The sequence below is a fragment of the Rhizobium sp. IY2 genome (assembly GCF_047532935.1).
GTDB classification, from domain to species: domain Bacteria; phylum Pseudomonadota; class Alphaproteobacteria; order Rhizobiales; family Rhizobiaceae; genus Rhizobium; species Rhizobium anhuiense.
Genome location: NZ_JBLKNU010000002.1, coordinates 106,891 through 132,929, shown reverse-complemented (window position 1 = coordinate 132,929; position 26,039 = coordinate 106,891). Strand labels below are relative to the sequence as shown.

At 61.7% G+C, this 26,039-nt stretch carries 23 protein-coding genes; 11 read left to right on the top strand and 12 right to left on the bottom strand.

Annotated features, from left to right (window positions below; all coding sequences use genetic code 11):
* The first annotated feature begins 2 nt into the window (after positions 1-2).
* Complete coding sequence (locus ACMUVN_RS09350) at positions 3-725, top strand: response regulator transcription factor (protein WP_008536437.1); 723 nt, start codon at positions 3-5, stop codon at positions 723-725.
* A gap of 21 nt (positions 726-746) precedes the next feature.
* Here the strand turns inward: ACMUVN_RS09350 and ACMUVN_RS09345 are convergent, their stop codons facing one another.
* On the bottom strand, positions 747-2,072 hold the full coding sequence (locus tag ACMUVN_RS09345; protein ID WP_028758886.1) for a PLP-dependent aminotransferase family protein: 1,326 nt from the start codon (positions 2,070-2,072) through the stop codon (positions 747-749).
* A 100-nt stretch (positions 2,073-2,172) separates the two neighbouring features.
* Here ACMUVN_RS09345 and ACMUVN_RS09340 point away from each other — a divergent pair, with 100 nt between their 5' ends.
* The 8 genes from ACMUVN_RS09340 to ACMUVN_RS09305 all read left to right on the top strand — a co-directional run bounded on the left by ACMUVN_RS09340 (position 2,173) and on the right by ACMUVN_RS09305 (position 11,702).
* The gene (locus ACMUVN_RS09340) at positions 2,173-3,135 is read left to right on the top strand and encodes a nitrate ABC transporter substrate-binding protein (protein WP_028758887.1); all 963 of its coding nucleotides are present in this window, start codon (positions 2,173-2,175) and stop codon (positions 3,133-3,135) included.
* A gap of 73 nt (positions 3,136-3,208) precedes the next feature.
* The gene (locus ACMUVN_RS09335) at positions 3,209-4,099 is read left to right on the top strand and encodes an ABC transporter substrate-binding protein (RefSeq protein ID WP_047612092.1); all 891 of its coding nucleotides are present in this window, start codon (positions 3,209-3,211) and stop codon (positions 4,097-4,099) included.
* Entirely contained in the window at positions 4,096-5,025 is a 930-nt protein-coding gene (locus ACMUVN_RS09330; protein WP_097542564.1) for an amino acid ABC transporter permease, read from the top strand. Before ACMUVN_RS09335 ends, ACMUVN_RS09330 begins: the two co-directional genes overlap by 4 nt.
* Positions 5,022-5,801, top strand: a complete 780-nt coding sequence (locus ACMUVN_RS09325) for an amino acid ABC transporter ATP-binding protein (protein WP_097542565.1) — start codon at positions 5,022-5,024, stop codon at positions 5,799-5,801. The genes ACMUVN_RS09330 and ACMUVN_RS09325 overlap by 4 nt, the downstream gene beginning before the upstream one ends.
* Positions 5,802-5,871: 70 nt before the next feature.
* Positions 5,872-7,062: a M20 aminoacylase family protein gene (locus ACMUVN_RS09320; protein WP_028757909.1), complete on the top strand. Its 1,191-nt coding sequence runs from the start codon at positions 5,872-5,874 to the stop codon at positions 7,060-7,062.
* 133 nt (positions 7,063-7,195) lie between these two features.
* Complete coding sequence (locus tag ACMUVN_RS09315) at positions 7,196-7,675, top strand: MEKHLA domain-containing protein (RefSeq protein WP_028757908.1); 480 nt, start codon at positions 7,196-7,198, stop codon at positions 7,673-7,675.
* Between the two features lie 278 nt (positions 7,676-7,953).
* Complete coding sequence (locus ACMUVN_RS09310) at positions 7,954-9,078, top strand: metallophosphoesterase family protein (protein ID WP_028757907.1); 1,125 nt, start codon at positions 7,954-7,956, stop codon at positions 9,076-9,078.
* Positions 9,075-11,702 (top strand): AAA family ATPase, encoded by a 2,628-nt coding sequence (locus ACMUVN_RS09305; RefSeq protein WP_028757906.1) that lies wholly within the window; start codon positions 9,075-9,077, stop codon positions 11,700-11,702. Before ACMUVN_RS09310 ends, ACMUVN_RS09305 begins: the two co-directional genes overlap by 4 nt.
* A gap of 13 nt (positions 11,703-11,715) precedes the next feature.
* Here the strand turns inward: ACMUVN_RS09305 and ACMUVN_RS09300 are convergent, their stop codons facing one another.
* The 8 genes from ACMUVN_RS09300 to ACMUVN_RS09265 form a co-directional block, all read right to left on the bottom strand.
* On the bottom strand, positions 11,716-12,984 hold the full coding sequence (locus tag ACMUVN_RS09300) for an MGH1-like glycoside hydrolase domain-containing protein (RefSeq protein WP_025570072.1): 1,269 nt from the start codon (positions 12,982-12,984) through the stop codon (positions 11,716-11,718).
* Positions 12,985-13,003: 19 nt separating this feature from the next.
* On the bottom strand, positions 13,004-14,062 hold the full coding sequence (locus ACMUVN_RS09295) for an ABC transporter ATP-binding protein (RefSeq protein WP_414815032.1): 1,059 nt from the start codon (positions 14,060-14,062) through the stop codon (positions 13,004-13,006).
* 13 nt (positions 14,063-14,075) lie between these two features.
* Complete coding sequence (locus ACMUVN_RS09290; RefSeq protein ID WP_025570076.1) at positions 14,076-14,933, bottom strand: ABC transporter permease subunit; 858 nt, start codon at positions 14,931-14,933, stop codon at positions 14,076-14,078.
* On the bottom strand, positions 14,930-15,781 hold the full coding sequence (locus tag ACMUVN_RS09285; RefSeq protein ID WP_063475756.1) for a carbohydrate ABC transporter permease: 852 nt from the start codon (positions 15,779-15,781) through the stop codon (positions 14,930-14,932). The genes ACMUVN_RS09290 and ACMUVN_RS09285 overlap by 4 nt, the downstream gene beginning before the upstream one ends.
* A gap of 72 nt (positions 15,782-15,853) precedes the next feature.
* Positions 15,854-17,128, bottom strand: a complete 1,275-nt coding sequence (locus ACMUVN_RS09280) for an extracellular solute-binding protein (RefSeq protein ID WP_025570079.1) — start codon at positions 17,126-17,128, stop codon at positions 15,854-15,856.
* Between the two features lie 41 nt (positions 17,129-17,169).
* On the bottom strand, positions 17,170-18,180 hold the full coding sequence (locus ACMUVN_RS09275; protein ID WP_025570081.1) for a LacI family DNA-binding transcriptional regulator: 1,011 nt from the start codon (positions 18,178-18,180) through the stop codon (positions 17,170-17,172).
* 145 nt (positions 18,181-18,325) lie between these two features.
* A complete protein-coding gene (locus ACMUVN_RS09270; RefSeq protein WP_025570083.1) occupies positions 18,326-18,649 on the bottom strand; it encodes an antibiotic biosynthesis monooxygenase family protein in 324 nt (107 codons plus the stop codon).
* Between the two features lie 167 nt (positions 18,650-18,816).
* On the bottom strand, positions 18,817-20,352 hold the full coding sequence (locus ACMUVN_RS09265) for a histidine kinase dimerization/phosphoacceptor domain -containing protein (RefSeq protein WP_025570085.1): 1,536 nt from the start codon (positions 20,350-20,352) through the stop codon (positions 18,817-18,819).
* A 457-nt stretch (positions 20,353-20,809) separates the two neighbouring features.
* Here ACMUVN_RS09265 and ACMUVN_RS09260 point away from each other — a divergent pair, with 457 nt between their 5' ends.
* On the top strand, positions 20,810-21,769 hold the full coding sequence (locus ACMUVN_RS09260; RefSeq protein WP_025570087.1) for an HD-GYP domain-containing protein: 960 nt from the start codon (positions 20,810-20,812) through the stop codon (positions 21,767-21,769).
* Between the two features lie 67 nt (positions 21,770-21,836).
* Here the strand turns inward: ACMUVN_RS09260 and speB are convergent, their stop codons facing one another.
* Positions 21,837-22,892 carry an agmatinase gene (gene speB, locus ACMUVN_RS09255; protein WP_414815031.1) on the bottom strand — a complete coding sequence of 352 codons (1,056 nt, stop codon included), beginning with the start codon at positions 22,890-22,892 and terminating at the stop codon, positions 21,837-21,839.
* Positions 22,893-22,988: 96 nt separating this feature from the next.
* Here speB and ACMUVN_RS09250 point away from each other — a divergent pair, with 96 nt between their 5' ends.
* The gene (locus ACMUVN_RS09250) at positions 22,989-24,152 is read left to right on the top strand and encodes an aminotransferase (protein ID WP_414815030.1); all 1,164 of its coding nucleotides are present in this window, start codon (positions 22,989-22,991) and stop codon (positions 24,150-24,152) included.
* On the opposite strand, the gene ACMUVN_RS09245 is transcribed toward ACMUVN_RS09250, so the two are convergent.
* Together ACMUVN_RS09245 and ACMUVN_RS09240 are read right to left on the bottom strand one after the other, a co-directional pair.
* A complete protein-coding gene (locus ACMUVN_RS09245; RefSeq protein WP_047612067.1) occupies positions 24,132-24,668 on the bottom strand; it encodes a flavin reductase family protein in 537 nt (178 codons plus the stop codon). The two genes, ACMUVN_RS09250 and ACMUVN_RS09245, sit on opposite strands and share 21 nt — an antisense overlap.
* Positions 24,665-26,020 (bottom strand): LLM class flavin-dependent oxidoreductase, encoded by a 1,356-nt coding sequence (locus ACMUVN_RS09240; RefSeq protein WP_047612066.1) that lies wholly within the window; start codon positions 26,018-26,020, stop codon positions 24,665-24,667. Before ACMUVN_RS09240 ends, ACMUVN_RS09245 begins: the two co-directional genes overlap by 4 nt.
* Positions 26,021-26,039 lie beyond the last annotated feature (19 nt).

Genomic DNA, 26,039 nt, shown 5'->3' with positions numbered 1-26,039 from the left:
CGATGAAAGTTCTGATCGTCGAGGACGACCCGCTGCACCGGTCCTATCTGCACGAGGCCGTCAACGCGGCCCTGCCGGAATGCGACACGGTGATCGAGGCGGAGAACGGAACCGTCGGCGAGAAGCTCGCCCGCGACCACAAGTCTGCGCATATCGTCATGGACCTGCAGATGGCGAACCGCAACGGCATCGAGGCGGCGCGCACCATCTGGAAGGAGCGGCCGGAGACCCGCATCCTGTTCTGGTCGAATTATTCGGACGAAGCCTATGTGCGCGGCGTCTCGCGCATCGTGCCGGATGGCGCCGCCTATGGCTATGTGCTGAAGTCCGCCTCCGACGAACGGCTGAAGCTTGCGCTGCGCTCGATCTTCATCGAGAGCCAATGCGTCATCGACCGCGAGGTGCGGGGCCTGCAGCAGAAGAGCCTCGGCCAGACGAACGGCTTCACCGACTCCGAATATGAGATCCTCGTTGATATCGCGCTCGGCCTCACCGACCGGGCCATCGCCAAACGCCGGGGTCTGTCGCTGCGCAGCGTCCAGAACCGCCTGCAACAGCTCTACGACAAGCTCGACGTCTACCAGAGCGCCGGCGACGACCACGAGGACGGCCGCTTCAATCTGCGCGCCCGCGCCGTCACCGTCGCTTTCCTGCGCAAACTGCTGAATTACAGCGCGCTGGAGCGGGCGGAGGCAGAGCTGCAGGAGTGGCTTGACGGAAAGTAGTGTCCCCGCGGCGTCTGCCTTTCACGGCGCATGCGCCAGCGCGATCGCGTCGGCAGCTTCCTCGCAACGATCCACAAGCGTGCTGGTTGCAACGCGAATATGACTGCTGGGCAGGACGGAGAATTTGCTGCCCGGATTGACGGCGATATTGCGTGCGGCGAGCGTCACCATCGCGAATGGTTCGGAGACGACGGGCACCCACAGGCACAGGCCCTGGCCTGGGGGTATCGCCATTCCCCGTTCGCAGAGTGCGTCGGCAAGAGCGTCGCGCCTCTGCTGATAGATCGCGCGCGCCTCGCCGATGAGGCGCCAGGTTGCCGGATCGCGCAACAGCCAGGCGGCGGCACTCTGCAGGATGCGGCTGGTCCAGCCGGCGCTGAAGGAACGGTAGGACTGGATCTGGTCGACGATCGGCGCGGAGCTCGACAGGACGGCGAGCCGCAGATCCGGACCGAGGCTTTTCGAGAGTGAGACGATATGGATCGTCCGCTCCGCAAATCGGCCGCCGAGCGAATGCGGAGGTGCCGCCGACACGTCGCCGACGCCGTCGTCCTCGATGACAAGCGTGTCGCTGCCTTCCAGCACATCTCCGAGCTGATGGAGGCGGGATGCACTGACCGTCGTGCCGGTCACGGAATGCAGCCGCGGCTGGAACAGGAAGGCCGCCGGACGTTGCTGCAACGCCTCGCGCAGCGAATCCGGCAAGGGGCCGTCGCTGTCGCAGGCGACGGGGATGATTTTTACCCCGAGATCTTCCAGGATATCGAGCAGCCGCATCGCGGTCGGATGTTCGATCGCGACTGACGAACCCGGAGAGACCAGCGCATGCAATACCGTATAGACGGCGTTGTAGCCGCCATTGGTGGCCAGAAAGGCTTGCGCCTCATGGGGCCATCGCACAGAAACGGCGTCCTTCAGCTCCGGCACGATACGACTGCGCTCATAGCTGTTGAGGTCGGCGGCTGACGCGCCATAGGCCATGGCTTCGGAAAGGCGGGGAAGAAGTGCAGCATCCGGCCCGGCCAAGGTGAGGTCGAGCACACCTGCGGCATAATTTCCCGAGCTCGCAAGACGCTCCGGCCTGGCGACAAAGCGGTCGCCGCTGACCCAGGTGCCGTTTCGCCCCCGGCCGCTGATAATTTTCTGTCGCCGCAATTCACTCCAGGCCTGGGAGATCGTCGCCGGGCTGACACGCAATTCGTAGGCGATATCGCGGATCGCCGGCATGCGCGTGCCGACCGGCAGGGTGCCGGCGCGGATCAGCGCACTCGTTTCGAGGGCGATCCCCCGGATGCTGCGATCGGCTATTTTTTCGGCAAACCAGGAAGCCTCGACCGTGTCGCCCATTTTTCTCTCACTTTAAATGTTCAATAACGTAATAACATTTGTACTCACCATTTTGAACATTTAATTTCCCGCTCGTCGAGCCATTTCAGTGAGTTTTTGCATGCCTGTGACGCTTCGCATCGCCCTCAGAGACTGGGATTACATGACGCCGCTTGTTCTCGGAGATGTCAGTTCGTCCCGTCTCGACATCAAAGTGGATCGCGTCGGCACGCTGGTCTCCAGCCTTGGCGATGACGAGGCTCATGACGCCGCGGAAATGTCCTTCAGCCGCTATTCGCAGATGCGTCATGACGGCGATGATCGGATATTCGGCATGCCGAACTTCATCATGCGCGGCTTCCGCCATCGCTGCATCATCACCGCCAAGGGCAGCCCGATCCGCACGCTGTCCGATTTGGCCGGCAAGAAGATCGGCGTGACTGGCTGGCGCGATTCCGGAAATACATGGACCCGGGCCGCGCTGCGCCGCGAAGGCGTCGGAGTCGAGGATGCCATGTGGTATGCCGGACGCCTGACGGAGGCCCATCCGATCGCCGACCGGCTCGATGGCTTTGGACGGCCCGGCCGCATCGAGGCGGCCCCCGGCGAGCGCCCGATGGTCGATCTCTTGCTGGATGGCGGGCTGGATGCCGTCTTCACGCCTTTCATGCCGAAGGGTTTTTTCGATCAGGAATCGCCCCTGCGCCAGGTGCTGGATGATTTCCGCGCCGCTGAAGTCGCCTACTTCCACGAGGTCGGTTACGTCCCGGGCATGCATCTGATCGGCTTCAAGGCTGATATCGTCAGGGAGCATCCCTGGATCATGGATGAACTCAGCGGGCTGATCGACGAGTCCCAGCGTCTCTGGCTGGAGAAGCGTGAGAAATATGCCGACACCACGCCCTGGATGATCGACGAATTGCGCCGCTGCGCGGCCGACCTGCCGCCAAGCTGGAACGTCAGCGGGTTTGCCGAGAACGAGGCGATGATCGCCGACTTTGCCGAGGAACTTTACGAACAGAAGATCATGCCGCGCCGTTTGACGCCGGCCGAGCTGTTTCCGTGGCACGCCAAGGTCCGGTGAACGAGGCCAGCGAAACTCCTCACAGGCCTCGACGTTGAATCACTATTTTCGCAAAACCAAAAAGGGGAATGACATGCATTCGAAACTGATCGCTTCCGCCGCCCTGATGGGCTTGATGATGACGACGTCGGTCTTCGCCGAGGAGTCCGCCGTTGCCAAGCAGACCGTCAACGACGCGCTTCGCGCCCGCCTGCCGGAGAAGATCCGCACGGACGGCAAGATGATCTCCGTCAACAACGGTTCCTTTCCTCCCTATGAGATCGTCACCGGCACGGAACTGACCGGCGCCAGCGCCGATCTGACCGATGCGATCGGCCAGATGCTCGGCGTCACGATCGAGCACGAAACCGTCAGCGGACTGACCGCATTGCTCGCCGGCATCAATTCCGGCCGATACCAGTTCGCCTTCGGCCCGATCGGTGACTTCAAGACCCGTGAAGAGGCCAATGACTTCGTCGACTGGGTTCAGGAATACGTGGTCTTCTCCGTCCAGAAAGGCAATCCGAAGGCCATCGCTTCGCTCGACAGCGCCTGCGGCAATCGCATCGCCGTCATGGCCGGCGGCTCCGCCGAAAAGGTGATCCAGGCTCAGGTCGAAAAGTGCAAGACGGCGGGCAAACCCGCGCCCGAAGTGCAGTCCTATACGGACCAGCCGAGCTCGATCCTGGCGGTCCGCTCCAAACGCGCCGATGCCTTCTTCTCGTCGCAGGCACCATTGACCTATTTCGTGTCTCAGGCAAACGGCCAGCTGGAACTGAGCGGCGTCGGCCAGAAGAACGGCTTCGACGATCTCTACCAGGGTGCCGTCGTGCCGAAAGGCTCGCCGCTCGGCCCCGTTCTGCTCGACTCGATCAAGGCGTTGATGGATAACGGCACCTATGCCGCCATCATGAAGAAGTGGGGTCTTGAGAACAACATGATCAAGCAGCCCGGCCTCAATCTTGGTGGAGCCCTGCCGAAATGAGCAATCACGGCGTGACTGCCGCATCGCCTTCGGGCGGTGCGGACTTCCGGGACGTTGCGCACGCCCACAAGCCCTTTCGAACGGGTCGGCTCGTCCTATGGATGGCCGTGCTCCTCATTGCCGCGAACTTCCTGTGGATCGTCGCCCATAACGAGAATTTCGGCTGGCCCGTCGTCGCGGCCTACTTCTTCGATCCGACTGTCATCAGTGGCCTCTACGTCAGCCTGGGCCTGACTGTGATCGCAATGGCCATCGGCATCGTTCTCGGCCTCGGGCTGGCGATCGCCCGGCTGTCGAACGACCGGCTCGCAAGGTCGCTGGCATCGCTGTTCATCTGGTTCTTTCGCGGCACGCCGCTCTTGGTGCAGCTGATCTTCTGGTACAATCTCTCGACCCTTTTTCCCGAACTTTCGATCGCCATTCCATTCGGCCCGACGCTGGCGAGCTGGGAGACGAACTCGGTGATCACGCCGATGACGGCGGCGATCGTCGGTCTTGCCTTGAACGAAGCGGCCTATATGGCCGAGATCATTCGCGGCGGCCTGCTCTCGGTCGATCGCGGCCAGTTCGAGACGGCGGAAGCCTTCGGCATGACCAAGGGCAGGGCGCTGTGGCGGATCATCATTCCGCAGGCGATGCGCTCGATCGTGCCGCCGACGGGCAACCAGCTGATCAGCATGATCAAGGCGACCTCGCTCGTCAGCGTCATCGCCATGGCCGATCTGCTCTATTCCGTCCAGTCGATCTACAATCGCACCTTCGAGATCGTGCCGATGCTGCTCGTCGCGGTCCTCTGGTACCTGTTCATCACCTCGATCCTCAATCTCGGCCAGAGCTATATCGAGGCCTATTACGGCCGTAGCGAACGGCGCAACAATGCCGTCACCGCCAAATCCGAGACCCTTGTCGAGGAGGCAAGCCATTGACCGCCGCCGCGATTGCAAAGCCGCTCGTCAGAGCCCGCAACGTCCACAAGTCCTTCGACCAGCTCGAAGTGTTGAAGGGGATCGACCTCGACGTCATGCCGGGTGAAGTGGTCGTCGTGCTCGGCCCGTCCGGCTCGGGAAAATCGACCTTCCTGCGCTGCATCAACCATCTCGAAGCGATCAATAAGGGGTTCATCGAAGTCGATGGCGAACAGATCGGCTATCGCCTGCGCAAGGACCGGCTGGAAAAGCTGTCCAGCAACAGGATCGCTCATCAGCGGCGCAAGATCGGCATGGTGTTCCAGCAGTTCAATCTCTATCCGCATATGACGGTGCTGCAGAACATCATCGAGGCCCCGGTCGGCGTGCACGGAGAAAGCCGCAAGGCCGCGACCGAGAACGCCATGCGGCTTTTGGAGCGGGTCGGCCTGGCGGAAAAGGCGGGGAGCTATCCCCGCCAGCTCTCCGGCGGTCAGCAGCAGCGCGTCGCCATCGCCCGCGCCCTTGCGATCAAGCCGAAGCTGATGCTGTTCGACGAACCCACCTCTGCGCTCGACCCGGAGCTCGTCGGCGAAGTCCTGTCCACCATGCGCGATCTCGCCAAACAGGGCCTGACCATGATCGTCGTTACCCACGAGATCGGTTTCGCCCGCGAGGCGGCCGATCGGGTGGTGTTCATGGACGGCGGCAATGTCGTCGAGATGGGCAACCCCGAGGATGTCATCGGCAATCCGCAACATCCCCGGACCCAGGCCTTTCTCGCCCGTTTTCTCTGAGCGATATCAGTCGGTTGCTTCGACCCTCGGGCCGGAGCAACGGTTCTTTCGATCAATACTGGATGTTTTCATGCCCACGCTCGACAATGCCTATGCCCGCCTTTCCGATTTCGAAGCCATGGAAGCGGAGTTGAAGGCGACCCGCCAGTACCTGCATGCCCATCCGGAACTCTCCTTCGAAGAGGCGGAAACGGCGCGTTATGTCGCGGAAAAGCTGGAAGGCTGGGGTTATGATGTGACCCGCAATGTCGGTGGCCATGGCGTCGTCGCGCGGCTCAGCGCCGGCCGGGGTAACAAGGGCATCGCCATTCGCGCCGATATGGATGCATTGCCGATCATCGAGGCAACCGGACTTCCCTATGCCAGCAGCACGCCAGGCAAGATGCATGCCTGCGGCCATGACGGCCACACCACCGTGCTGCTTGGGGCCGCCGAATATCTTGCCCGCACCCGTCGCTTCAACGGCACGGTGACGCTGATTTTCCAGCCGGCAGAAGAGGCGGGCAAGAATAGCGGCGCCCAGGCGATGATCGCCGACGGCCTGTTCGAGCGGTTTCCGTTCGACGCCATCTTTGGCCTGCACAACCACCCCGGCGCTCCTGAAGGCACCATCCTGCTGCGATCCGGCCCGATGATGGCGGCGTCCGATACCGTCGAGATTACCATCAAGGGCAAAGGCGGCCATGCCTCACGGCCGCACCTGACCATCGATCCGGTGGTCGTGGCGTGCAACCTCGTCGTCTCGCTGCAGACGGTCATCTCGCGCAACCTCGATCCAACCCAGACGGCGGTCATCACCGTCGGCACCATCCATGCCGGCGATGCCGTCAACGTCATTCCGGAATATGCCAAGCTCGCCTTGAGCGTGCGCTCCTTCGAGCCTGGCATTCGCGATCTCTTACAGGAGCGCATCACCAAGCTTGCCCACTCGGTGGCCGAGGGTCACGGTGCTTCGATCGACATCGACTATGATCGCGGCAATCCTGTCGTCGTCAACTCGCCTGCCGAGACGGATTTTGCCCGCATCGTCGCTGGAGAATTGATCGGCGAAGACAAGGTCGCGACCTGCCCGCTCATTCCCGGCAGCGAGGATTTTTCACACTTTCTCGAGCACAAGCCGGGCAGCTTCCTGCGCCTCGGCAACGGCATGAATTCCGCCATTCTGCATAGCCCCAAATATGACTTCGCCGATGCCAGCCTGACGGTCGGTGCGGCAATGTGGGCAAGGCTCGCGGAGCGTTACCTCCGGGACGACACCTGAAATCCCGGATGCCCAGCTTTTACGGCGTCCCATTTGGAGCTTGCACTTTTTTGTAGCGCGAAAGGATTTCCTAGTCCCTTTTCATGCGAGAACTTCCCTTCAGGATCTCTCGTCGCAATCCAGGATGCGCAGCATGATTGCCAACTATCACGACGCCGGACTCGACTTGTCCTGCGATCTCGAATTTTACGCCCTGATGGCGGAAAGCTTCGAACGAAGCGTGGGACGCCGCCTGGCGCCGGAGGGCCAAGGGGCCGAATGGCTTTACCACACGTCGCCGGCCGTGGTCCTTGCTCACAACACCGAAGCCGATCCACGCTTCATCTACGCCAACCGTGCGGCCCAGGCCTGCTTTGAATATTCATGGGACGAGTTCATCACTTTGCCGTCGCGTCTTTCCGCAGAGGCGCCGGACCGTGCGGAGCGCGAGAGATTGCTGAATGTCGTGGCAGCCAACGGCTTTATCGCCGACTACCGCGGACTTCGCATCGCCAAGTCAGGGCGGCGTTTCTATATCGAGAAAGCCATCGTCTGGAATCTCGTCGACCGCAACGGACGCCGTCACGGTCAGGCGGCAACGTTCGATTCCTGGCAGGACGAGCAGGTGAGCTGAGCGCTGGTGGTGTTCGACCAGGTTCCTCAACGCCGGCATTCCGTCGCTGTTGGCAGCTGACAATAGCGGACAAGGGACGGTGGCGGCTGGGCAATGCGATGTCGTATATCGCTGAGAGTTAGACAAGCATTGGATAACAGTGCGTTTGTCCAGGATAAGCTTGCCTCGCCAGTTATCGGGAGGCATGGTCTGTCCCTGAACAACGGAATCACGACGCTGCGGGCGAAGCCCTTGGCCATGCTCGGAAGCTCGCGGCACATCGTAGACATGGCTGGCTAATGTTTTCCTTTCTGCACAGTTCGGACCTTCATATTGGCAAGCGATTTGGCAATCTTCCGGAGGATTTGAGAGGGCGCCTGCGTGAGGCCCGGCATGGCGTGATCACCAGGCTTGCCAATGCGGCGCGAGAGCATGGGGCGGGCGTTGTCCTGCTGGCGGGCGATACATTCGATACCGAGACGCCGACACCCGCCGTGCTTCGGCAGGCGCTTGGCGAGATGGCCCGGAATACGCCGCTGCGCTGGGTCCTGCTTCCGGGCAATCACGATTCGCTGCTGGCGGACCAGCTCTGGAGCGCGGCGCGCGGCGTGTTGCCCGACAATGTCATTCTGGCGACGGAAGCAGCACCCCTTGCGCTTGGACCTGACGCCGTCCTGCTGCCGGCGCCTTGCACGACCAGGAGGCCGGGCCGCGACCTGACCGAATGGATGACGGGTGCCGCCACGCCGGACGGCGCTATCCGCATCGGCCTCGCCCATGGCCCTATCCAGGAATTTTCGGAGGATGCCACGGCCACGAACGTGATTGCGCCGAACCGCGCGGCGCTGGCCGGCCTCGACTATATGGCGCTTGGCGATTGGCACGGATCGGTAACGGTGGACGCCAGAACATACTACAGCGGCGCTCCCGAGCCGGACCGTTTCAAGCATGACCGGCCAGGGCAGGCGATGGTCGTTTCCATTGCCGGACAGGGGGCGATGCCGACAACGACGGCGGTGACGACCGCCAGCTTTTCCTGGCAGACATTGCACCTTCCTCTGCTGGCATCGGAAGACGGTGTTGAAGCGCTGAAGGCCGCATTGCCGGAACCGTTCGCGCGGCGACAAACCCTGTTGCGCGTCGCGCTGTCTGGCCGTGCCCGGTTGAACGGGCGGACGGCAATGATCAGCCTGCTGGAGCAGGTCGCGCCGGAATTTGCACATCTGGAGATCGATACCGACCTCCTAGGGACCGATTGCGAGAGCGATGATCTCGAGACTATCGACCGAGCCGGTGCGCTGCGCGATGCTGCGGACTTGCTGCTTGCCGAGAGCCTCGACGAGGCCCGTTCCGGCGACGACAGGGCCGTGGCGCGTCAAGCATTGATCCGGCTGTTTTCTTATTGCGAGGCGATCGATCGATGAAACTGACCGCCCTTCGCCTCCACAATGTCAAACGCTTTGCCGGCCGCGGCATATCAGTCGAAGGAATCACCGACGGCGTCAATGTGCTGAGCGCCGCCAACGAACATGGCAAATCAACCTGTTTCGAGGCGCTGCATGCCCTGTTTTTCCAGCCGCACAGCGGCACGCCAAAGAACGTGCAGATGCTGCGTCCCTATAGCGGCGGCAATCCGATCGTCGAGGCCGATATCACGATCGACGCCGGCCGCTACCGCCTGACCAAGCAATTCTATGGCGGACGGCGCGCCAGCGTCACCGATCTCGGCAGCGGTCGGCTCGTCGCCCAGGCCGACGAAGCCGAGGCTTTCATCGGCGATCTCATTTCCGGCGGAACGTCGGGTCCGGCAGGTCTGCTCTGGGTGCGCCAGGGTGTCACTGGCATCGAAAATCGCAGCAAGAGCGAGGAAGAGAACGACAAGCGGGTCCGCGAAAGCCTGCTGTCGTCGGTGCAGGGCGAAGTGGAGGCGCTGACCGGCGGACGGCGCATGTCGGCGGTGCTTGAAGCCTGTGAGGAAGAACTCAATCGCCTGGTCACCGCGACGCTCCGGCCGAAGACCGGAGGCCGCTTTGCCGCCGCTCTCGAGGAGCGTGACCGGCTGCAGGAGGAGGAGGCGCGGCTGGCCAAGGAGGTGGAGATGCTGCACGGCGCGCTCGACCGCCGCCGCTCAGTGCAGGCGAGACTGAACGAGCTGGAAAATCCGGACGAGGAGGCCGGCCGGAAGGCGGCGATTGCCAATGCCGAGGCGGTGCTTGAAGCCGCCAAGCTGCACGAGAGGGAACTCAAGGCGCTCGATGCCGAGGCTGCCTTGGCCGCCAGCCGCCGCGAGGAGGCGCAGCAGGCATATGAGCGCTTCCAGGCCGCATTGAACCGCAGCGGCGAACTCGCGCGGCGTTTCGCCTTGGCGGAGAACGAGCTTTCCAGTGCAGCCGAGCGACGCACGGCATCGCTAGTTGAAAGCGAGGCCGCAACGGCGGAGGTGCAGGCGGCCGAAGAAGACGAGCGGGTCAACCGCGAATTACTCGCGCGGCTGGAGGCGGCGCTGCGTTCGCGCCACGCCGCCGAGCGTCTGGCCGAGGTTCGTCTGCGTCTCGAACAGGCGGAAGCGGCGCGGCAGCAGATCGAGGACGGGGAGGCGGCGCATGCCTTGCTCGCCATTCCAGCCGATGGGATCGAACGGCTCGAAGCGCTGGATCTCAAGATCGTTGGCCTGCGCGCAGCCGCCGAAGTCGACCTTCCCACGCTCCGGATCGACTACCTGAAAGACGCCTCCGGATCGGTGAGCATGGACCACCAGCCTTTGCCTGGGGGCGAGGATAAAAGCTTTGCCGGAATGGCGAGGCTCGACATAGCAGGCGTCGGCACCCTGACCATTCATTCCAGCCGGCAGGTTGAGCAGGACGGAGCGCTGGAGACCGCGCAATCCGCCCGCCAAACATTGCTTGCCAAGCTCGGTGTCGACAGTCTGCTCGCGGCGCGGCAGCGCGACATTGCCGCGCGGAGCAAACACGAGGAGCTGGTGCGGGCGCGCCAGCGGCTCGCCGATCTCGCCCCGAAGGGCATCGACGCCCTTCACCTCGACGCCGCCCGATTTGCCGAACTCAGCCAGGGTCCGATCGAACTCGACGCCGACCCGGAAGAGGTGCGCGCCCGTCTCGCGGATGCGACGCGGCGCATCGAACTGGCGCGGAACCGGGCGCGGGAGGCATCGGTGATGCGCGCCGAGGCCGGCGAGGCGATATTGCGCGCGCAGACAGAGCACGCCAGGCTTGGTCAGGAACTCGAGGCCATCGAGGCGATCATCGGTCCCGAAGCCGGCCGAAATGCCGTGCAACAGGACCTTGCCGTAAAATTGTCCAGCGCCAAAGAGCAGTTCGATGCGGTCGAGCTCCGGGCCGGACCTTTGCGCCGGACAGCGCGGGACCTCGCAGGCGCAGAGGCCGCCCTTGCCCGGGCGCGCTCGGTTGCCGACGCCGCAGGACGCGAAATTGCCAGGCTTCGCGAGGAGCTTGCCGATCTCGGCGGTCAGATCCGCACCCGCTCGGACAGCGCGGTGGAAGAAAACTGGTTGGAAAGCCGGGATTTGCTTGCAGCGGCGCGCGAACAGGTGAAGCGTTTCGAGACGGAGGTCGGGGTGCTCGATCGCCTGCGCAAGGCGCTGACGGCGACGCGGGCGGCGGCGCGCGACCTCTATCTCAAGCCGGTCATGAACGAACTCGCCCCGCTGCTCGGCCTGCTGTTCGACGATATCTCGATCACCTTCGACGGCGACACGCTGCTACCGCAGATCGTGCGCCGCAACGGCCAGGACGAGGATGTCGATCGGTTGAGCGGCGGCATGCGGGAGCAGCTCTCGGTGCTGACCCGCCTTGCATTCGCCCGGCTGCTTGCCCGCGACGGCCGGCCGGCGCCTGTCATCCTCGACGATGCGCTTGTTTATTCCGACGACGACCGGATCGAGCGGATGTTCGATGCGCTGCACCGCCAATCCCGCGACCAGCAGATCCTCGTCTTCTCCTGTCGCCAACGCGCCTTCGCCAAGCTTGGCGGAAACGTGCTGACCATGCAGCCATGGCAGCCGGATTGATCGAGATCGATGCTCAGGCGACGTCGACGCGTCGCTCAAGCCACAGATAGGCGGCAGCCGTCCAGGAAAAGCCGAGGCCACCGCAGCCTTGGCCGGTGACCGGGTCGAAATATTCGGCAAAACCTTCCGTTTCGATCGCTGTGATCGTGGATTGCCGCAGCTTTTCGGCGACAGCCGTGTGGCCGTTGCGCTTCAGTCCGTCGATCAGAAGCCAGTTGATGATTGCCCAGGCGGGACCGCGCCAGTAACGCTTCGGCTCCCAGCTGGCGATGCCCGGCTTCGTCGTCGGAAAGGCGACCTTGAGATCCTTCGACCAGGCCTTCATTTCCGCAACCAGCGCGTCGGCAATCTGCTTGTCGAGATCCAGCGAGAGGAGGGGGATGAAACCGGCTTGCGTCGCCGCTTCGACATCTTCTCCCGAGATCAAGTCTCGAGAGACGAAGCGCGCGAGGTCCGGCCGCCATTGGGCCATGATCGCCTTGCGAGTGCGGTTGTTGAAGGCAGCGATCTCGATCGCATCCTCGGTCCGGTCGAACAGCCGGGCAAGGTGCTCGAGGTCTTCGCCGGCCTTGAGCAGGATAGCGGTCGTCTGGATCTCGGCGACCTTGAAGGACGCCTTTTCCCATTGTTTCGCCGGATCCCAGCCGCAGGCGGCATAGGTATCGACCAGATGAATGAAGCGGCGGTAATCCTCGTCGCGCGGACGCATGTCGGCATCGACATGGCCGGTATCCTTGCGCACGACAGGGGTATCGGTGGTGGTGGGTACACGAGCGAGCGCGATGTCCCAGGCGGGAGAATTGTCGCTGCCGCTTTCCCAGGGATGCAGCAGCGCGACCAGGCCGGTGCCATCGGGATCGCGGGCGGAATACCACCAGCGGTGCCATTTCAGCGCCGCTTCGTAAAGTGGCAGGGTACGGGCTTCGGCACCCTTGCCGGCGGCTTCATGCAGTTTGCGCAGTGCGATCGCAAAGACCGGCGGCTGGGTTATGCCGGAGGTCGCGATCGTGTGCTTCGTGCGCCAGACATCCGGTCCGGGAAAATAGGTTTCGCTTGGCGCGTGGAAGACGATATGCGGGATCATCCCGTCCGCCCACTGGCCCTCGACCAGCCGCTCCAGCTCGCGATAGGCGCGGTCGGTGTCGTAGAGCGCGAAGCCCATGGCGACGAAGGCGGAATCCCAGTTCCACTGGAAAGGGTAGAGCCGGTCGGTCGGCACCGTATAGCCGCCGCGATCGTTGGCGGCGAGGATGCGCTTGGCTTGGTCGACATGCATGTTCATTTCGGGAACTCCGGTATTCTCAGGCCAATAAGGCCGGAAACGACTTGCCGCTTTCGGGCGAAAGCCAGGTGATGCGCTTCTGGTCGAGCTTCAGGCCAATCGTCTCGCCGCTCTTTACGGATTCAGAGGCCGGCAGGATGACGCGGACCGGCTGATCGTGGATCGAACCGGTCAGAAGCAGGTGCGAGCCCATCGGCTCGGCAACGCGCACTCTCATTTCGAGACCCTGCGGCAACGGCGCGAGTTCGACGGCCTCGCCACGCAGACCAAGGATGACTTCATTGCCGGATTCCCCCGGCGCCGCAAGCCGATCGGACCCTGCTGCCACCTGGCCGTTCGAAACCGGCACCTTGATGAAGTTCATCGGCGGATTGCCGATAAAACCGCCGACGAAACGTGTTGCCGGGTGATTGTAGATCTCGACCGGATGGCCGACCTGTTCGACCACGCCGCCATGCATGACGGCGATGCGGTCGGAAAGGCCCATGGCTTCGGTCTGGTCGTGGGTGACGTAGATCGTCGTGGTTCCCGCCGATTGCAGCACGGTCTTGAGTTCCGTGCGCATTTCGAGGCGGAGCAGCGCATCGAGGTTCGAAAGCGGTTCGTCCATCAGGAGAACCTTCGGTTCGACGGCAACGGCACGAGCGACCGCGACGCGCTGGCGCTGGCCGCCGGAAAGCTTGTTCGGGTAGCGGTCGAGATATTGCTCGATATGCAACAGGCCGGCGGCCTTTTCGACCTGCGCCTTCACCCTGGTGTCGTCGGCCTTCTGCATCCGCAGCCCGAAGGCGACGTTCTCATAGACCGTCATATGCGGAAAGACGGCGTAGTTCTGGAAGACCATCGCCAGGCCGCGATCCTTGGGAGGCAAGCCGATCACCGACTTGTCGCCGATACGGACATCGCCTGAGGTTGCGGTCTCGAGGCCGGCGATGATGCGCAGCAGCGTGGTCTTGCCGCAGCCGGACGGACCGAGCAGCGAGACGAATTCGCCGTCGTTGATCGTCAGCGAGACCTCTTTCAGCGCCTGGAAGGCTCCGAAGCTTTTGCGGATGCGGTCGATGACAATATTGGCCATGTCGATGGTCCCGTTATTTGGAGGAAATGCCCCAGATCGCGAAGAGGTAACGCCTGACCGCGAAGATGAAGACAACCGAGGGAAGGATGAGCATCAGGCCGCCGGCAAAGCGGTAGTGCATCGGGCTTTCCGAGAGCACCGTCAGCAGGTAGGCGGTCAGCGTGCGGTTGCGCACCGTCAGCACCGACGCGGCAAAGACCTCGTTCCACGAGATGACGAAGGCAAAGACCGCTGTCGCGACGATGCCGGGCAAAGCCAGGGGCGCGACCACCTTGAAGAAGGCCTGGATGCGGGTGCAGCCGAACACCCAGGCGGCTTCTTCCAACTCTCTGGACACGCCGAGGAAAATGCCCTGGGTGACGAGCGCGGCGAACGGAAGCGCCAGGACCGTATGAATGAGGCCGACGCCGATGATCGTATCGTAGAGGCCGAGCCGGATGAAGGAGACGGTCAGCGGCAGCGCCAGGATTGCCAGCGGGAAGGCGCGGGTCAGCAGCACCAGAAGGCGGTAACTGTCCTTGCCGCGGAAATCGTAGCGGGCGAGGGCGTAACCGGCCGGCGCGCCGAGCAGGATCGAAAGCGCCACCGTAATGCCGGCCGCACCCAACGAATTGAGGAAGGACTGGACGACGCCTTCGGTCTTCAGGAAGAGAAAAAAGGGCTCGAGGGATAGACCGGTGGGAAGGCCGGTCTTCGGCCAGACATAGACGCCCTGGCGACCGCCGAGTGCGCCGAGCGCCACCAGATAGATCGGCACCAGCACCCAGGCGCAGAGTGCGGCAATGCCGCTCCAGAGCAGCCAGCGGCGTGAAGAGATGAAGCCGGCGGCTTTGGGTGTGTCTGCGGCCGCGCTGATGGTGTCCGTGGTCATGGCAGGCGCTCCGGATCGACCTTCAAGGCCTTCAGATAGATGAGCGTGGCGGCGAGCGAGATGATCATGATCAGCACCGCATAGGCGGCAGCGACGCTGTAGTTCTGGTTCTGGTTCTGCCAGTTGTAGGCCTCACCGACGAGGACCGGGAAATTGCGCCCGCCGAGCGCATAGACCACCGCGAAGACCTCGAAGGCGAGCACGGTGCGCAGGATCAGCGCCGATTGCAGGGCGGGGCGGATCAGCGGCAGGGTGATGCGCCAGAAGCGCGTCCACGGACCAGCCCCGAAGATTTCGGCGGCTTCTTTGAATTCCTTCGGCACCTGGTTCAGGCCGGCGACGATGATGACCATGACGATGGCCGTGCCGCGCCAGATTTCGGCAACCGCAATGGCGATGAAGAGCGCGACCGGCGTCTGGTAGGAAAGCCAGCTTGCCTGCCTGCCGATGATGCCGAGGCCGAAGAGCAGCGAATTCAGATAGCCGGTATTCTGCAGGATCGACAGCCAGACGAGACCGGCGGCGAGATCGGAAATGCCGAGCGGGATTGTCCAGATCCAGAGGATCGTCTCGCGGCCGCGGCCGACTTTGGCGACCATCGTGCCCATGGCAAGCGCAATGGCGATCTGCACCGGCACGACCGCGATCGTCAGCAGGAAGGTGTTCTTCACGGAGCGGGTGAAATTGATGTCGGTGACCATGCGCTCGGCATTCGCCAGCGACGGCGCGCCATTGTCCGAAACCGCCAGCCAGATCGTCTGCACCAGCGGCACGACGAACAGCAGCGCCAGAAAGGCGACGGATGGCAGGATCAGCAGATAGGGGATCCAAGGTCGGCTATTGGTCATCGGCTTCCGCCTCGACGAGCAGAGGGTTGAAAGAGCGCCCGGGCATTTCGCCCGGACGCGTCGCGGGCGGATTTATTCGACCGGGCAGGGGCCGTCGCTCTTGGCATCGGGAGCCCAGCAGGCAGCCTTTGTGTCGGTCATCAGCTTGGCCATCGTGGCGCCCTGGGCCTTCAGCACGTCTGCGACGGGCTCGTTCTGCAGCACGATGCGCTGAAAACTGTCCATGTAGACCTTGTTGAATTCGCCGCCCTTGTCGCCGAGGCCGACCGGCAGCAGCGAGATGACCGCGTCCTTGGAAGCCTGGGTGGCCGTGACCGCCCCGGCGAGCAGCGCGACGCCGGCATCGAGATCCGGCGGCAGCTTGACGCTGAGGGTTGGGAAGAAGCCGACCTTGGAGGCGGTCAGCAACTGCGTCTCCGGCATGGAAAGGTGCTCGATGATTTTTTCTGCGCCGGCCTTGTCAGGCGCGCCCTTCGGAATGGCGAGACCAGCAACGACTGGCATGTAGCCGCGGCCCTTGGGACCCGCGGGAGCGGGGAAGACCACATAATCATCCGGTGCGGCGGAAATGGCATTCTTCAGTCGGGCGATATGGTCCCAGGCGACCATGACTTCGCCGGCAGCCAGCGGCTCCTGCATGAAGTCGTAGCTGGTCGAGTTCGGTGTCACATAGGTCCATAGCGCCTTCAGCTTCTCCCAGCCGGCCGCGGCGTCCGCACTTTGGAAGGTGCGCACGACACCCCCTGTGAAGGATGGATAGAAATAGCCCTGGAAGTAACGCGCCATCAGCCCCTTCGGGCCGGCCGGGAAGCCGATCTGCGGCTGGCCGGTCGCCTCCTGCATATTCTTGCCCCACGCGATCAGCTGATCGTAGTTCAGCGCGTTTACGTCGGCGCCATCAGGCAGGTATTGCAGCGCCTCCTTTTTGGCGGCCATCACATAGGTCGCCTGCATCCACGGAATGTACTGCTGGGTGGACTTGCCGAGCTTGCCGAGATCGAGCAGCGACTGCGGCATGCCGCTCGCTGCCAGCTTCTTGGCGAGATCGTCGAGCGGTTCGAGCGTGTCCTTGTCGGCGAGCGGCGAAAGCTCGCCATGCAGCGCGCCGACGAGGCTGACGGCGCGCTTGCCGGCCTGGCGCTCGGCTTCCATGCGGACAGCAAACTGCGGCGGCTCTTCGACCACGTAATCAACCGCGCCGACGTCCTTCAGGAGTTCCTCGCGCACAACCGTCGCCTCCTCGATCGGGCGAAGCTGGGTGGACACGAACACCGTCTGGGCAAGCACCGGCGAGGCGAAGGCCAGCACGGTGGAAGCCAGAATTCCAAATGACATGATATGTTTCATCTTCTCCTCCTTCATTGTTTTTGTTTGAGATGCACTGCTGCCTATGCCGCCTTCAGGGGACGGCGATGGCTGTCGCGATCGACGAATTCGATCGCATGAAGCTCCTGGAGTTCTTCGGCGGGTTCCCCGGCAATGGCGCGCAACAGCAGCGAGGCGAAGCTCGCGCCGAGGTTTTCGCCGGTCATGCGCATGGTCGAGAGCGGCGGACTGGTAAAGGCGCCCATCGGCAGGTCATCATGGCCGACGATGCTGATCTGATTGCCGCCATCGACCTCGCGCAACGCCCTCAGCGCCCCGATCGCCATTTCGTCGGTGGCGCAGACGAGCGCGGTCGGGCGCGACGGCTGGCGCAGAAGTTCGAGCGCCGCGAGGTAACCGCCCTGTTCCAACGGCGCACCTTCGGCGCAGAGGTCGGTGGCAAGGCCGCATTCCTCCATCGCCGCCCGCCAGCCACGGCAGCGGTCATGTGCGAAGTAATATTCCTGCGGGCCGGCGATATGGCCGATACGGCGGTGGCCGGCCGCATGAAAACGCAGCGTCGCGGCCCGAAAACCGGCAAAGCCGTCACCGTCGATAAACGGATGTGGCAGCACGCTTTCGGTGCGGCCATTGGTGACGAAGGGAATACCGCGAGACTGCAGGAATTCGACGCGCTCGTCCTTCCGTTTGGTGCGGACGAGAAGCATGGCGTCGACGCGCCGGCCATCGACGAAGCGGCGGCAGATATCGAGTTCGCTCTCGCCGCGCGGCACCGGCGCAATCACCAGATTGAGGCCGGCAGCAGCAAGATGTTCGGCGCAGCCCGACAACATATCGAGGAAATGCGGAGGGCCGATATGGCCGGGATCGCTCGGCAGCGTGACGGCGACCAGTTCGGCGCGCTGCCTGCGTAGACGGCGGGCCGAAGCATTCGGCCGGTAACCAACCTTGTCGGCAGCCTCGCGAACCCGCTCGCGCGTGGCCGCCGACACATCGGCATAACCGTCAAGCGCACGCGACACAGTGGTGATCGACAGTCCCAGCGATTGCGCGAGTTGTTTGAGATTGGCCAAGGTCTTCCTCCCGAAGTGAGAAAAAGATTCTCTAAAACGTTTTGGGAGTCAAGCCAAAACGTTTTGGATTTCTTGGCGACGTCACGCGTATGATCTTCCAATATGAGCAGAGACGTCACGGAGATGTGCGAAGGGCGGGGTCTTCTCAGCGCAGCCTAGGCGGAACCACTATCTTGTGTATCTGGATACGCTCGGGAAGTTCGCAAAGTAGTTCTGCGTCCCGCTCTAAATGGTGAACCTGCTGTGGATCGCCTTTCGTAAACGCGGTCATCGATTCCATGTCGGCCCAATACGAAATTGTCGTGAACCACGTCTCATCCTCACGGTCTTCGCGCAGCAGTTGAACGCCAAGCGCTGTCTTTAACAGGGGAGGAATTCCCACTGCTCGGTTGTAGGCTTCATATTCGTCAGCGAATTCCGGCTTCGTGCGGCCGCGCCAGATGCGCGCTATGGTTGGAACATTCGTCATGTCTTTCTCCCGGTGACATCTGACAAGCTGCGGTCGAGGAAATCGCGCACCAGCGGCAGTGCATTCTGGAAGATGGGTCGCCCAAGCGCGACGAAAAGTGTTCCCCGATGCAGCAGGCATAGAAGGCCTGCATTGCGCAGGGACGCAGGCATCGAGTTGATGCTCGCTCAATCAGTGAGCTTGAGTGTCGCCGTAAACTGCGTCCCGTCCTCGCGGTAGTATTCCGCCTCGCCATGCAGTTGATTTACAAAGGCTTTAATCAGCCTTGTCCCCATTCCGGGTTCGTCCGATCGACCGTCGAATCCGATCCCGTTATCTGCGACGGTCAGCCTGGATTGCTCTCCCTCTGTCGCGTGCAGCATGACGCGAATATTTCCGGATTCTCGGCCCTCGAACGCGTATTTCATGCTGTTGGCAATCAACTCGTTGAGCAGGAGGGCAAACGGCGTTGCCTTGTCAGCAGCAATGACGATGTCGTCGATTTCAAAGGCGACGGACACGGCGCGACCATGGACGTCGACCAGCGTCTTGACGAAGGATGGAATGAAATCGCGCGCGGATATCCCGCTAAACTGGTCGAAGCCGTACATCTGCTCGTGAACGGCGGACATCGCAGAAATGCGCTGATTTAGTTTTTGAACGGCTTCCTGCTCAAAACCCTGTAAGCGCAACAGGGCCATCACCGTCTGCAGGTTGTTCTTCACTCGGTGATGTATCTCCCGCATGAGCGTTTCATTTGACCGCAACGCATCCGCAAGCTGCCTGGTGTGCAATGTGTCGACCTTGATGAGATTCTGGATCCACAAAGCGGCTGCCAAAGCTCCGATGAGGGCGAAGGCGATCAACGAAGCCGCAATTTTGGCATCCTCCCAGAAGGGCTGCATGATTACATGGATGTCTGCCGACGCAATGGCCACAAAAGGGGTGCGTTCGAGGATCCGGTATGCGACCAAGCGATCCTCATGGTCGACTGGCGACACGGAGCGGTAGGTGCCTGATGTCGCCTTCCTCATATAGTCGGTAAACAGCTTGTGGTTTCGCATATCGACCGGTCCGTCGGGTTCCGGGTATCGGGCGATAAGTTGCCCGTCGCGTCTGATGAGGCTGACGATCGAGTTCTCGCCTAACGCGACTGCGTCCCATATTGGCCTTAGAATGCTCGCGTCGAAGGCAATCACGGCGACGCCGGCGAACACGCCGTTTCGTTCTAGCCTGCGGCTGAAGACGAATATCTGCCGCTGGCTAAGGCGGCTGATGATCAACGAAGATGTATATTCGTCGGCACCGTTTCTCAGCCGGACGAAGTAGTCGCGGTCTCTAACGTCGATCGGCTTGATATCGCGATCATTCGAGAAGAGCGTTTTTCCGTCGGCCCCGATGACATAGGCAGTCGCCAGAGGCGGGAGGTCGTTGACGGCAGCGGCAAGATCGCGCAGGCGATCCGGGCCGGGCAAAGATGTGCTCGGCCCCAGAGTATCATCGATCCGGTGCAGGGTCTCACGAGCAAGGGAATTCAACCAGTTCGCGTTGGCTGCAACGATTTTGGAAGCGGCGCTGACACGCTCGTCGCCACGGCGCACAGTTGTCTCGTAGCTGGATACCAGCCAGAGCGACAAGAGGGTGATCAGCGACAGAAACATCAGCGCGATGATCGCGAGCGATGCTTTTCCTACGGAGCCAACATATTTATCGCCACCGATCATCTCTTACGCCAAATTCCATTGTGCGGCGACGGCCAGATGGGGACATTGCAACGCATTCCGAACCATATCCGATAAGCTGATTTCTTACTCTCGAAAATTATGCGGCTCACGCTCCGGCGCTCTCAAGGGTACGACTTAGGATTGTATGTTCACAGTCTTTAGAGAATGACGTGACATCAGGTCAATCTCACTGCTTTCGAAAAGGAGTCAGAATGGTGGAGAAAACCTTTCATACGCGAAGCTCGGCTTCCGGCGTCCATTCGATCAAAATCTAATCAACCTCGTAACCTGATCTGAAAGTCGGTTTGGTAGGGAGCATGGACAGCGGCTCAGCAACAATAACACCTCTGCGAGAGCCTTCAGCCCCTCTTGACCCCGGATGGCGGGATTTCCGCGCCAGGACCATCCGATACCCGACACTACGCTGATACCAAGGTCATTCTGAATCGGATTAGAAATGCGAAAAAGAATACATGTGAGTCAATTGCGGGTGGGAATGTATGTCGAGGATGTTGAAATTCATGGAGAAGATACGACACGCCGGTTCAAACCGTTCCTGATCTCATCGGCCGGTCAGGTTGAGAGCTTGATGGCACGTCGCCTGATGACTGTCGTCATTGACGTCGCAAAAGGCTCGGATGTCGAACCAGGTGGGCCACAGGAAATCGATCGGGTTGCGTTTGACGCCCAGCTCCGCGCCGTGTTTTCGGCGCGGGAAATCAAGCAGGCGAGACAATGCGTAGAGGATACGAGACCGCAAATTCGCCACATGCTGGCTGACGCCAGGATCAAAGCCACTTTTGCCAGTGATGCGGCAAGCTCTGCTGTGGAGAGGATCATGTCTGCAGCCCTCGACAACGCCGGTGCACTCATCGCAATCGCGAGGCTGAAGGACAAGGATGAGTTGACGTTCCTCCACTCGCTGGCGGTTAGCGCGTTGATGATCACTCTCGGGCGCGGCCTCGGTCATGGTGAAGAGGAGGTACGGGTACTGGGACTTGGCGGCCTGGTTCATGATCTTGGAAAAATGGCGCTCCCCGACGAAATTTTAACGAAACCCGGCAAGCTGACGGCTGAGGAAATGAGTCTCGTTCGCGGGCATCCTCAGCGGGGATATGAGCTGGTTTCTCATGTCGCCGATGTGCCCAAGCAGGTGCTCGACATTTGCCGCCATCACCACGAGAAATTCGACGGCTCCGGCTATCCTAGTCGGCTCGCGGGAAAGAATATCCCATACGTAGCCCGGCTCGCGGCCATCTGCGACGTGTATGAAGCCCTGACGACAATCAGGCCGTATAAGCGCGCTTTCTCACAAGCTGAGGCGATCAACATCATGATGAATTCGCCAGGTCATTTTGACAGCCAGCTGCTATCCGCGTTCGTGTCAAAAATGGTGATCAGCGGCACGCTTCACTAAGCATGTCGCGAAAAGGTGCCGCGGTGGCCCATCCGTCCAATTGCCAGAGTTGACCGAGAGGTCGGCCTTAGCGTTTGCCGATCGACGGACTAAACACCATGAGGCTCAGAATCTCGAAGAGCACCTGTGCTGCGGCGTGGGCCGTGTTGGTCGTTGCGTCATATTGCGGGGCGACTTCGACGACGTCCCCACCCACCAGGTTGATCCCTTTCAGCCCGCGTATCAGTTCCAGGACTTCACGCGTGGTCAATCCACCGACCTCGGGCGTGCCCGTGCCGGGCGCAAAGCTCGGATCAAGGCTGTCGACGTCGAAAGAAAGATAAGTCGGGCCATCGCCGACGATGGATTTTGCCTTGGCAATGACAGCGGCAATCCCCATTCCGCTGATGTCTTCTGCGTGGATCACCGTCATTCCCGACGCATAGGAGAATTCCCACAAATATTCCGCCGAACCCCGGATGCCGATCTGGATCGTCCTTGTCGGATCGAGCACGCCGTCCAGCACCGCATTGCGGAACGGTCCGCCGTGATGAAACTTCGTCTGATCGAAGGCGCCGCTTGTGTCGCAATGGGCATCGATGTGAATGAGGCCGACCGGTTGCTGCCGACCGATGGCCTTCAAAATCGGATGGCTGATGGAATGATCGCCCCCGACGGAAAGCGGGGCAACGCCGGCATCGACGATCTGGCCGACGCGTTTTTCGATGTCGTCGTGGCTGAGCTCCAGCCGGTAACGGCTCTGGAACTGGATATCGCCGATGTCGGCGACCCGAAGATCGAAGACCGGCGCCGTGGCGAGAACGTGATTGTAGGGGCCGATCCTTTCGATAGCGCGAAGTGCTCTCGATCCGAAGCGCGAGCCTGGACGATTGGTGACGCCAAGATCCATGGGGATGCCGGTGATCGCAACCTGGAGATTGCCGAAGTCCGGATCCTCGGCCGCAACCTGCATGTAAGGCGCGCTGAGGAAAGTCGGTATTCCGGCATAGGGCGCCAGTCTCGTGCCGTTCTTGGAGATGATCTTCTCCGCCACTTTCCGAAACTTCTCGTCGAAGATCTCGCCGCCATTGGCGTCCGCAAATTCTGCCCGCAGTTGTTCCAGCCGCGTTTTGTCCCACACCATGCGCTTGCGTCTCCGCTTCAGGTCCGTCTCGTCAGACAAAGAGGTTGAGAAAGCAATTGGTATCGTTGTAGCAATCGGTATCAAAGAGAAATCGACATGATCGCTGCAAAACCCAATTCCCTCGTTGCCCGCCTCTCTGCCCCGCCTATTCCTTCGGTCGTCGCCTGGAGCCGCGAATACAAAGGCGAAAAAGGACCGCTCATCGATCTGTCGCAAGCCGTTCCCGGCTATCCCACGCATCCGGAGATGCTTCGTCTTCTGGCCGAGGCGGCCGGTCAACAGGCGATGACCGGATACGGGCCGATCGAGGGCGAACCTCTGTTGCGCAAGACCTATGCGGCTCACCTTGCCGAGCTTTACGGCGCCGACCTTTCCGCCGGCAATATCCATATCACCGCCGGATGCAATCAGGCCTTCATGTGTGCGGCGATCGCGCTTGCAGGCGCCGGCGATACGGTGGCGCTCACCAATCCCTTTTATTTCAATCACGACACGACGCTGTCGATGCTGGGCATTGGGCGTCGATTGGTCGATTGCGACGCCGCCGGCGGGTTCCTTCCCGATCCGCGTTCGGCCGAGGCTGCACTTGCGGCCGGCGCGAAGATGCTTGCCGTCGTGACACCCAACAATCCCACCGGAGCGGTGTATCCGCCAAGCCTGCTGCACGAGCTTTTCGTCCTCTGCCGGAAATATGGCGCCTGGCTGATCCTCGATGAAACCTATCGCGATTTCCTTGGCGAGGATTATGGGCGGCCGCACTCTCTGCTGTCCGAGCCGGACTGGGAGGACACGCTCGTTCTTCTCTACAGTTTTTCGAAATCCTTCTGCATTCCCGGTCACAGACTGGGTGCGATCACGGCAGGCCCCAAGCTCATCGCCGAGATCGCCAAGGTCATGGACAATATGCAGATCTGCGCGCCGCGCTCGGCTCAGATCGCCGTTGCATCGGCCCTCCCGGCGCTCGCCGATTGGCGGGCCGGCAATCGGCTGGAGATCGCCCGCCGGGCCGATGCGTTGAGGCAGGTCTTTTCCGGGCTGCCGGATTGGAAGATCGGAGCGATCGGCGCCTATTTTGCCTTTGTCCGCCATCCCCACGCCGATCGATCGTCTTCAGAGGTTGCCGAAAAGCTCGCCAGGGAAGCCGGCATAGTTTGTTTGCCCGGCGCCTATTTCGGGGAGGGACAGGAGCGCTACCTCAGACTTGCCTTCGCCAACGCGGATGTCGCCTCGATCGGATTATTATCCGAGCGCCTTCGCTAGACCGCTGCGATCGGCCTCCGCCGGAAGTTGATGATAGCCACCGCGCCAGTAAAGCAGGGGTCCCATGCCCTGCCGGATTTCGATCGCGCAGACATGTCCGACCAAAATCGCATGGGAAGTGTAGTGGAATGCGGTTTCGAGCTTGCAGTCCAGGACCGTCAGAGCATTTTCAAGGGCGGCAGCACCCGTCTTGAGGCGATACCATCCTGCGCCGCCGTAACGTTCGGCGCCTTTTCGCCCGTCGAGACCGGCAAAGGATTGCGCCACCTGCTGCTGGTCGGCGGCGAGCACGTTGACACAGAAGCAGCCGTACCGCTGCAGCGCCGGCCATGAGGAAGACGCCCGGTTGACACTGACGATGACGGAAGGCAACGCCGCCGAAAGCGAGGACACCGAGGTTGCGGTGAAGCCGGTGCGGTCTTGCCCGTCGCCGACCGTAATCACGCTGACCGCCCCTGCCAGATGACGCATCGAAAGCTTGAAGTCCGCCTCGCTGATCAAAGCCTCGGCACTCATCGGGCTGACTCTTTCGTTTTGGCAAAGCGGTTTACAGGCATTGAAAGACCGAGGTTTTCACGCAAGGTCTTGCCCTCGTATTCCTCGCGGAACAGCCCGCGGCGGCGAAGCTCGGGCAGGACCAGCCGCACGAAGTCGTCGAGACTCGACGGCAAGGTCGGAAACATCAGGATGAAGCCGTCGGCGGCGCGCGTCTCGAACCATTCCTCCATGAAGTCGGCAATCTGGGACGGCGTGCCGGTGATGCCGTTTCCGGTATGTTTCTCGGCATAGTGCCGGATGAGTTCGCCGACGGTGTGGCCGCCTTTCACGAAATCGACCAGCTCGTCGAACAGAGCGCGTGACCCCTTCGGCGCCGCCGGCAGCCGATCCATAGGGAAGGGCTTGTCGAGAGCGACGTCGTGCAGGTCCGCTTCCAGGAATTCGGAGAGCATCAATCGGCCGACATCCGGATGCATCTTGTCGATCAGATAATCGACCTTGGCCTTTGCCTCGGCTTCGGTTTCACCGACATTGATCACGATGCCCGGCATGATTTTCAGATCGTCCGGATCGCGTCCATAGGCCGGCATCCGGCGCTTGACGTTTTCGTAGAAGGCCCGGTTACGCTCGATATTCGATGCGAGGCTGAAGACGATCTCGGCGGTTCGCGCCGCCATGTCCATTCCGGGTTCCGAACCGCCCGCCTGGGCGATGACAGGACGGCCCTGGGGCGTTCGCGCGATGTTGAGGGGTCCGCGAACCTGGAAGTGCTTACCTTTGTGATTGAGCGTATGGTGCTTGTCCTTGTCATAATAGACACCGTTTTCACGGTCGAGAAGCAGTGCGCCTTCCTCGAAGCTGTCCCAAAGACCGAACACGACATCGACGAATTCGTTGCCGCGCTCATAACGAAGCGCATGCGGGTCGAGCCCCTCGCGGTTGAAGTTGTAGCCGGTTTCGTCGTGATCTGACGTGACGACGTTCCAGCAGACGCGGCCCTTGCTCAGATGGTCGATCGAGGCGAACAGACGCGCGACATTGTATGGCTCGTAGTAACTGGTCGAGACGGTCGCCACGAGACCGAGATCGCTGGTGGTGACGGCCAGAGCCGAAAGCAGCGAGAGGGGTTCGAAACGGTTCATCTTGGTCGGAATGCGGGCAAGCGCATTGGCGTCGCCGACGGCAGCGGCGGGGGAATCCGCCATGAACATGAAATCGAATTTCGCCGCTTGGGATCGTTTGGCGACATCGAGCAGATGGGCGAAGTCGTTGGCGCCCTTGACGTCGCTTGCCGGATGCAGCCAGGAGGCAGGATGAAAGCCGAAGGTATAGACGAAAGTCCCGAGTTTCATCTTGTCGGTCCGCGCCATTGAGCTCTCCTGCTTTGTC

Coding starts and splice junctions, on each gene's coding strand:
- ACMUVN_RS09350 (WP_008536437.1), top strand. CDS start 3: ATGAAAGTTCTGATCGTCGAGGACGACCCGCTGCACCGGTCCTATCTG.
- ACMUVN_RS09345 (WP_028758886.1), bottom strand. CDS start 2,072: ATGGGCGACACGGTCGAGGCTTCCTGGTTTGCCGAAAAAATAGCCGAT.
- ACMUVN_RS09340 (WP_028758887.1), top strand. CDS start 2,173: ATGCCTGTGACGCTTCGCATCGCCCTCAGAGACTGGGATTACATGACG.
- ACMUVN_RS09335 (WP_047612092.1), top strand. CDS start 3,209: ATGCATTCGAAACTGATCGCTTCCGCCGCCCTGATGGGCTTGATGATG.
- ACMUVN_RS09330 (WP_097542564.1), top strand. CDS start 4,096: ATGAGCAATCACGGCGTGACTGCCGCATCGCCTTCGGGCGGTGCGGAC.
- ACMUVN_RS09320 (WP_028757909.1), top strand. CDS start 5,872: ATGCCCACGCTCGACAATGCCTATGCCCGCCTTTCCGATTTCGAAGCC.
- ACMUVN_RS09315 (WP_028757908.1), top strand. CDS start 7,196: ATGATTGCCAACTATCACGACGCCGGACTCGACTTGTCCTGCGATCTC.
- ACMUVN_RS09310 (WP_028757907.1), top strand. CDS start 7,954: ATGTTTTCCTTTCTGCACAGTTCGGACCTTCATATTGGCAAGCGATTT.
- ACMUVN_RS09305 (WP_028757906.1), top strand. CDS start 9,075: ATGAAACTGACCGCCCTTCGCCTCCACAATGTCAAACGCTTTGCCGGC.
- ACMUVN_RS09300 (WP_025570072.1), bottom strand. CDS start 12,984: ATGAACATGCATGTCGACCAAGCCAAGCGCATCCTCGCCGCCAACGAT.
- ACMUVN_RS09295 (WP_414815032.1), bottom strand. CDS start 14,062: ATGGCCAATATTGTCATCGACCGCATCCGCAAAAGCTTCGGAGCCTTC.
- ACMUVN_RS09290 (WP_025570076.1), bottom strand. CDS start 14,933: ATGACCACGGACACCATCAGCGCGGCCGCAGACACACCCAAAGCCGCC.
- ACMUVN_RS09285 (WP_063475756.1), bottom strand. CDS start 15,781: ATGACCAATAGCCGACCTTGGATCCCCTATCTGCTGATCCTGCCATCC.
- ACMUVN_RS09280 (WP_025570079.1), bottom strand. CDS start 17,128: ATGAAACATATCATGTCATTTGGAATTCTGGCTTCCACCGTGCTGGCC.
- ACMUVN_RS09270 (WP_025570083.1), bottom strand. CDS start 18,649: ATGACGAATGTTCCAACCATAGCGCGCATCTGGCGCGGCCGCACGAAG.
- ACMUVN_RS09265 (WP_025570085.1), bottom strand. CDS start 20,352: ATGATCGGTGGCGATAAATATGTTGGCTCCGTAGGAAAAGCATCGCTC.
- ACMUVN_RS09260 (WP_025570087.1), top strand. CDS start 20,810: ATGCGAAAAAGAATACATGTGAGTCAATTGCGGGTGGGAATGTATGTC.
- speB (WP_414815031.1), bottom strand. CDS start 22,892: ATGGTGTGGGACAAAACGCGGCTGGAACAACTGCGGGCAGAATTTGCG.
- ACMUVN_RS09250 (WP_414815030.1), top strand. CDS start 22,989: ATGATCGCTGCAAAACCCAATTCCCTCGTTGCCCGCCTCTCTGCCCCG.
- ACMUVN_RS09245 (WP_047612067.1), bottom strand. CDS start 24,668: ATGAGTGCCGAGGCTTTGATCAGCGAGGCGGACTTCAAGCTTTCGATG.
- ACMUVN_RS09240 (WP_047612066.1), bottom strand. CDS start 26,020: ATGGCGCGGACCGACAAGATGAAACTCGGGACTTTCGTCTATACCTTC.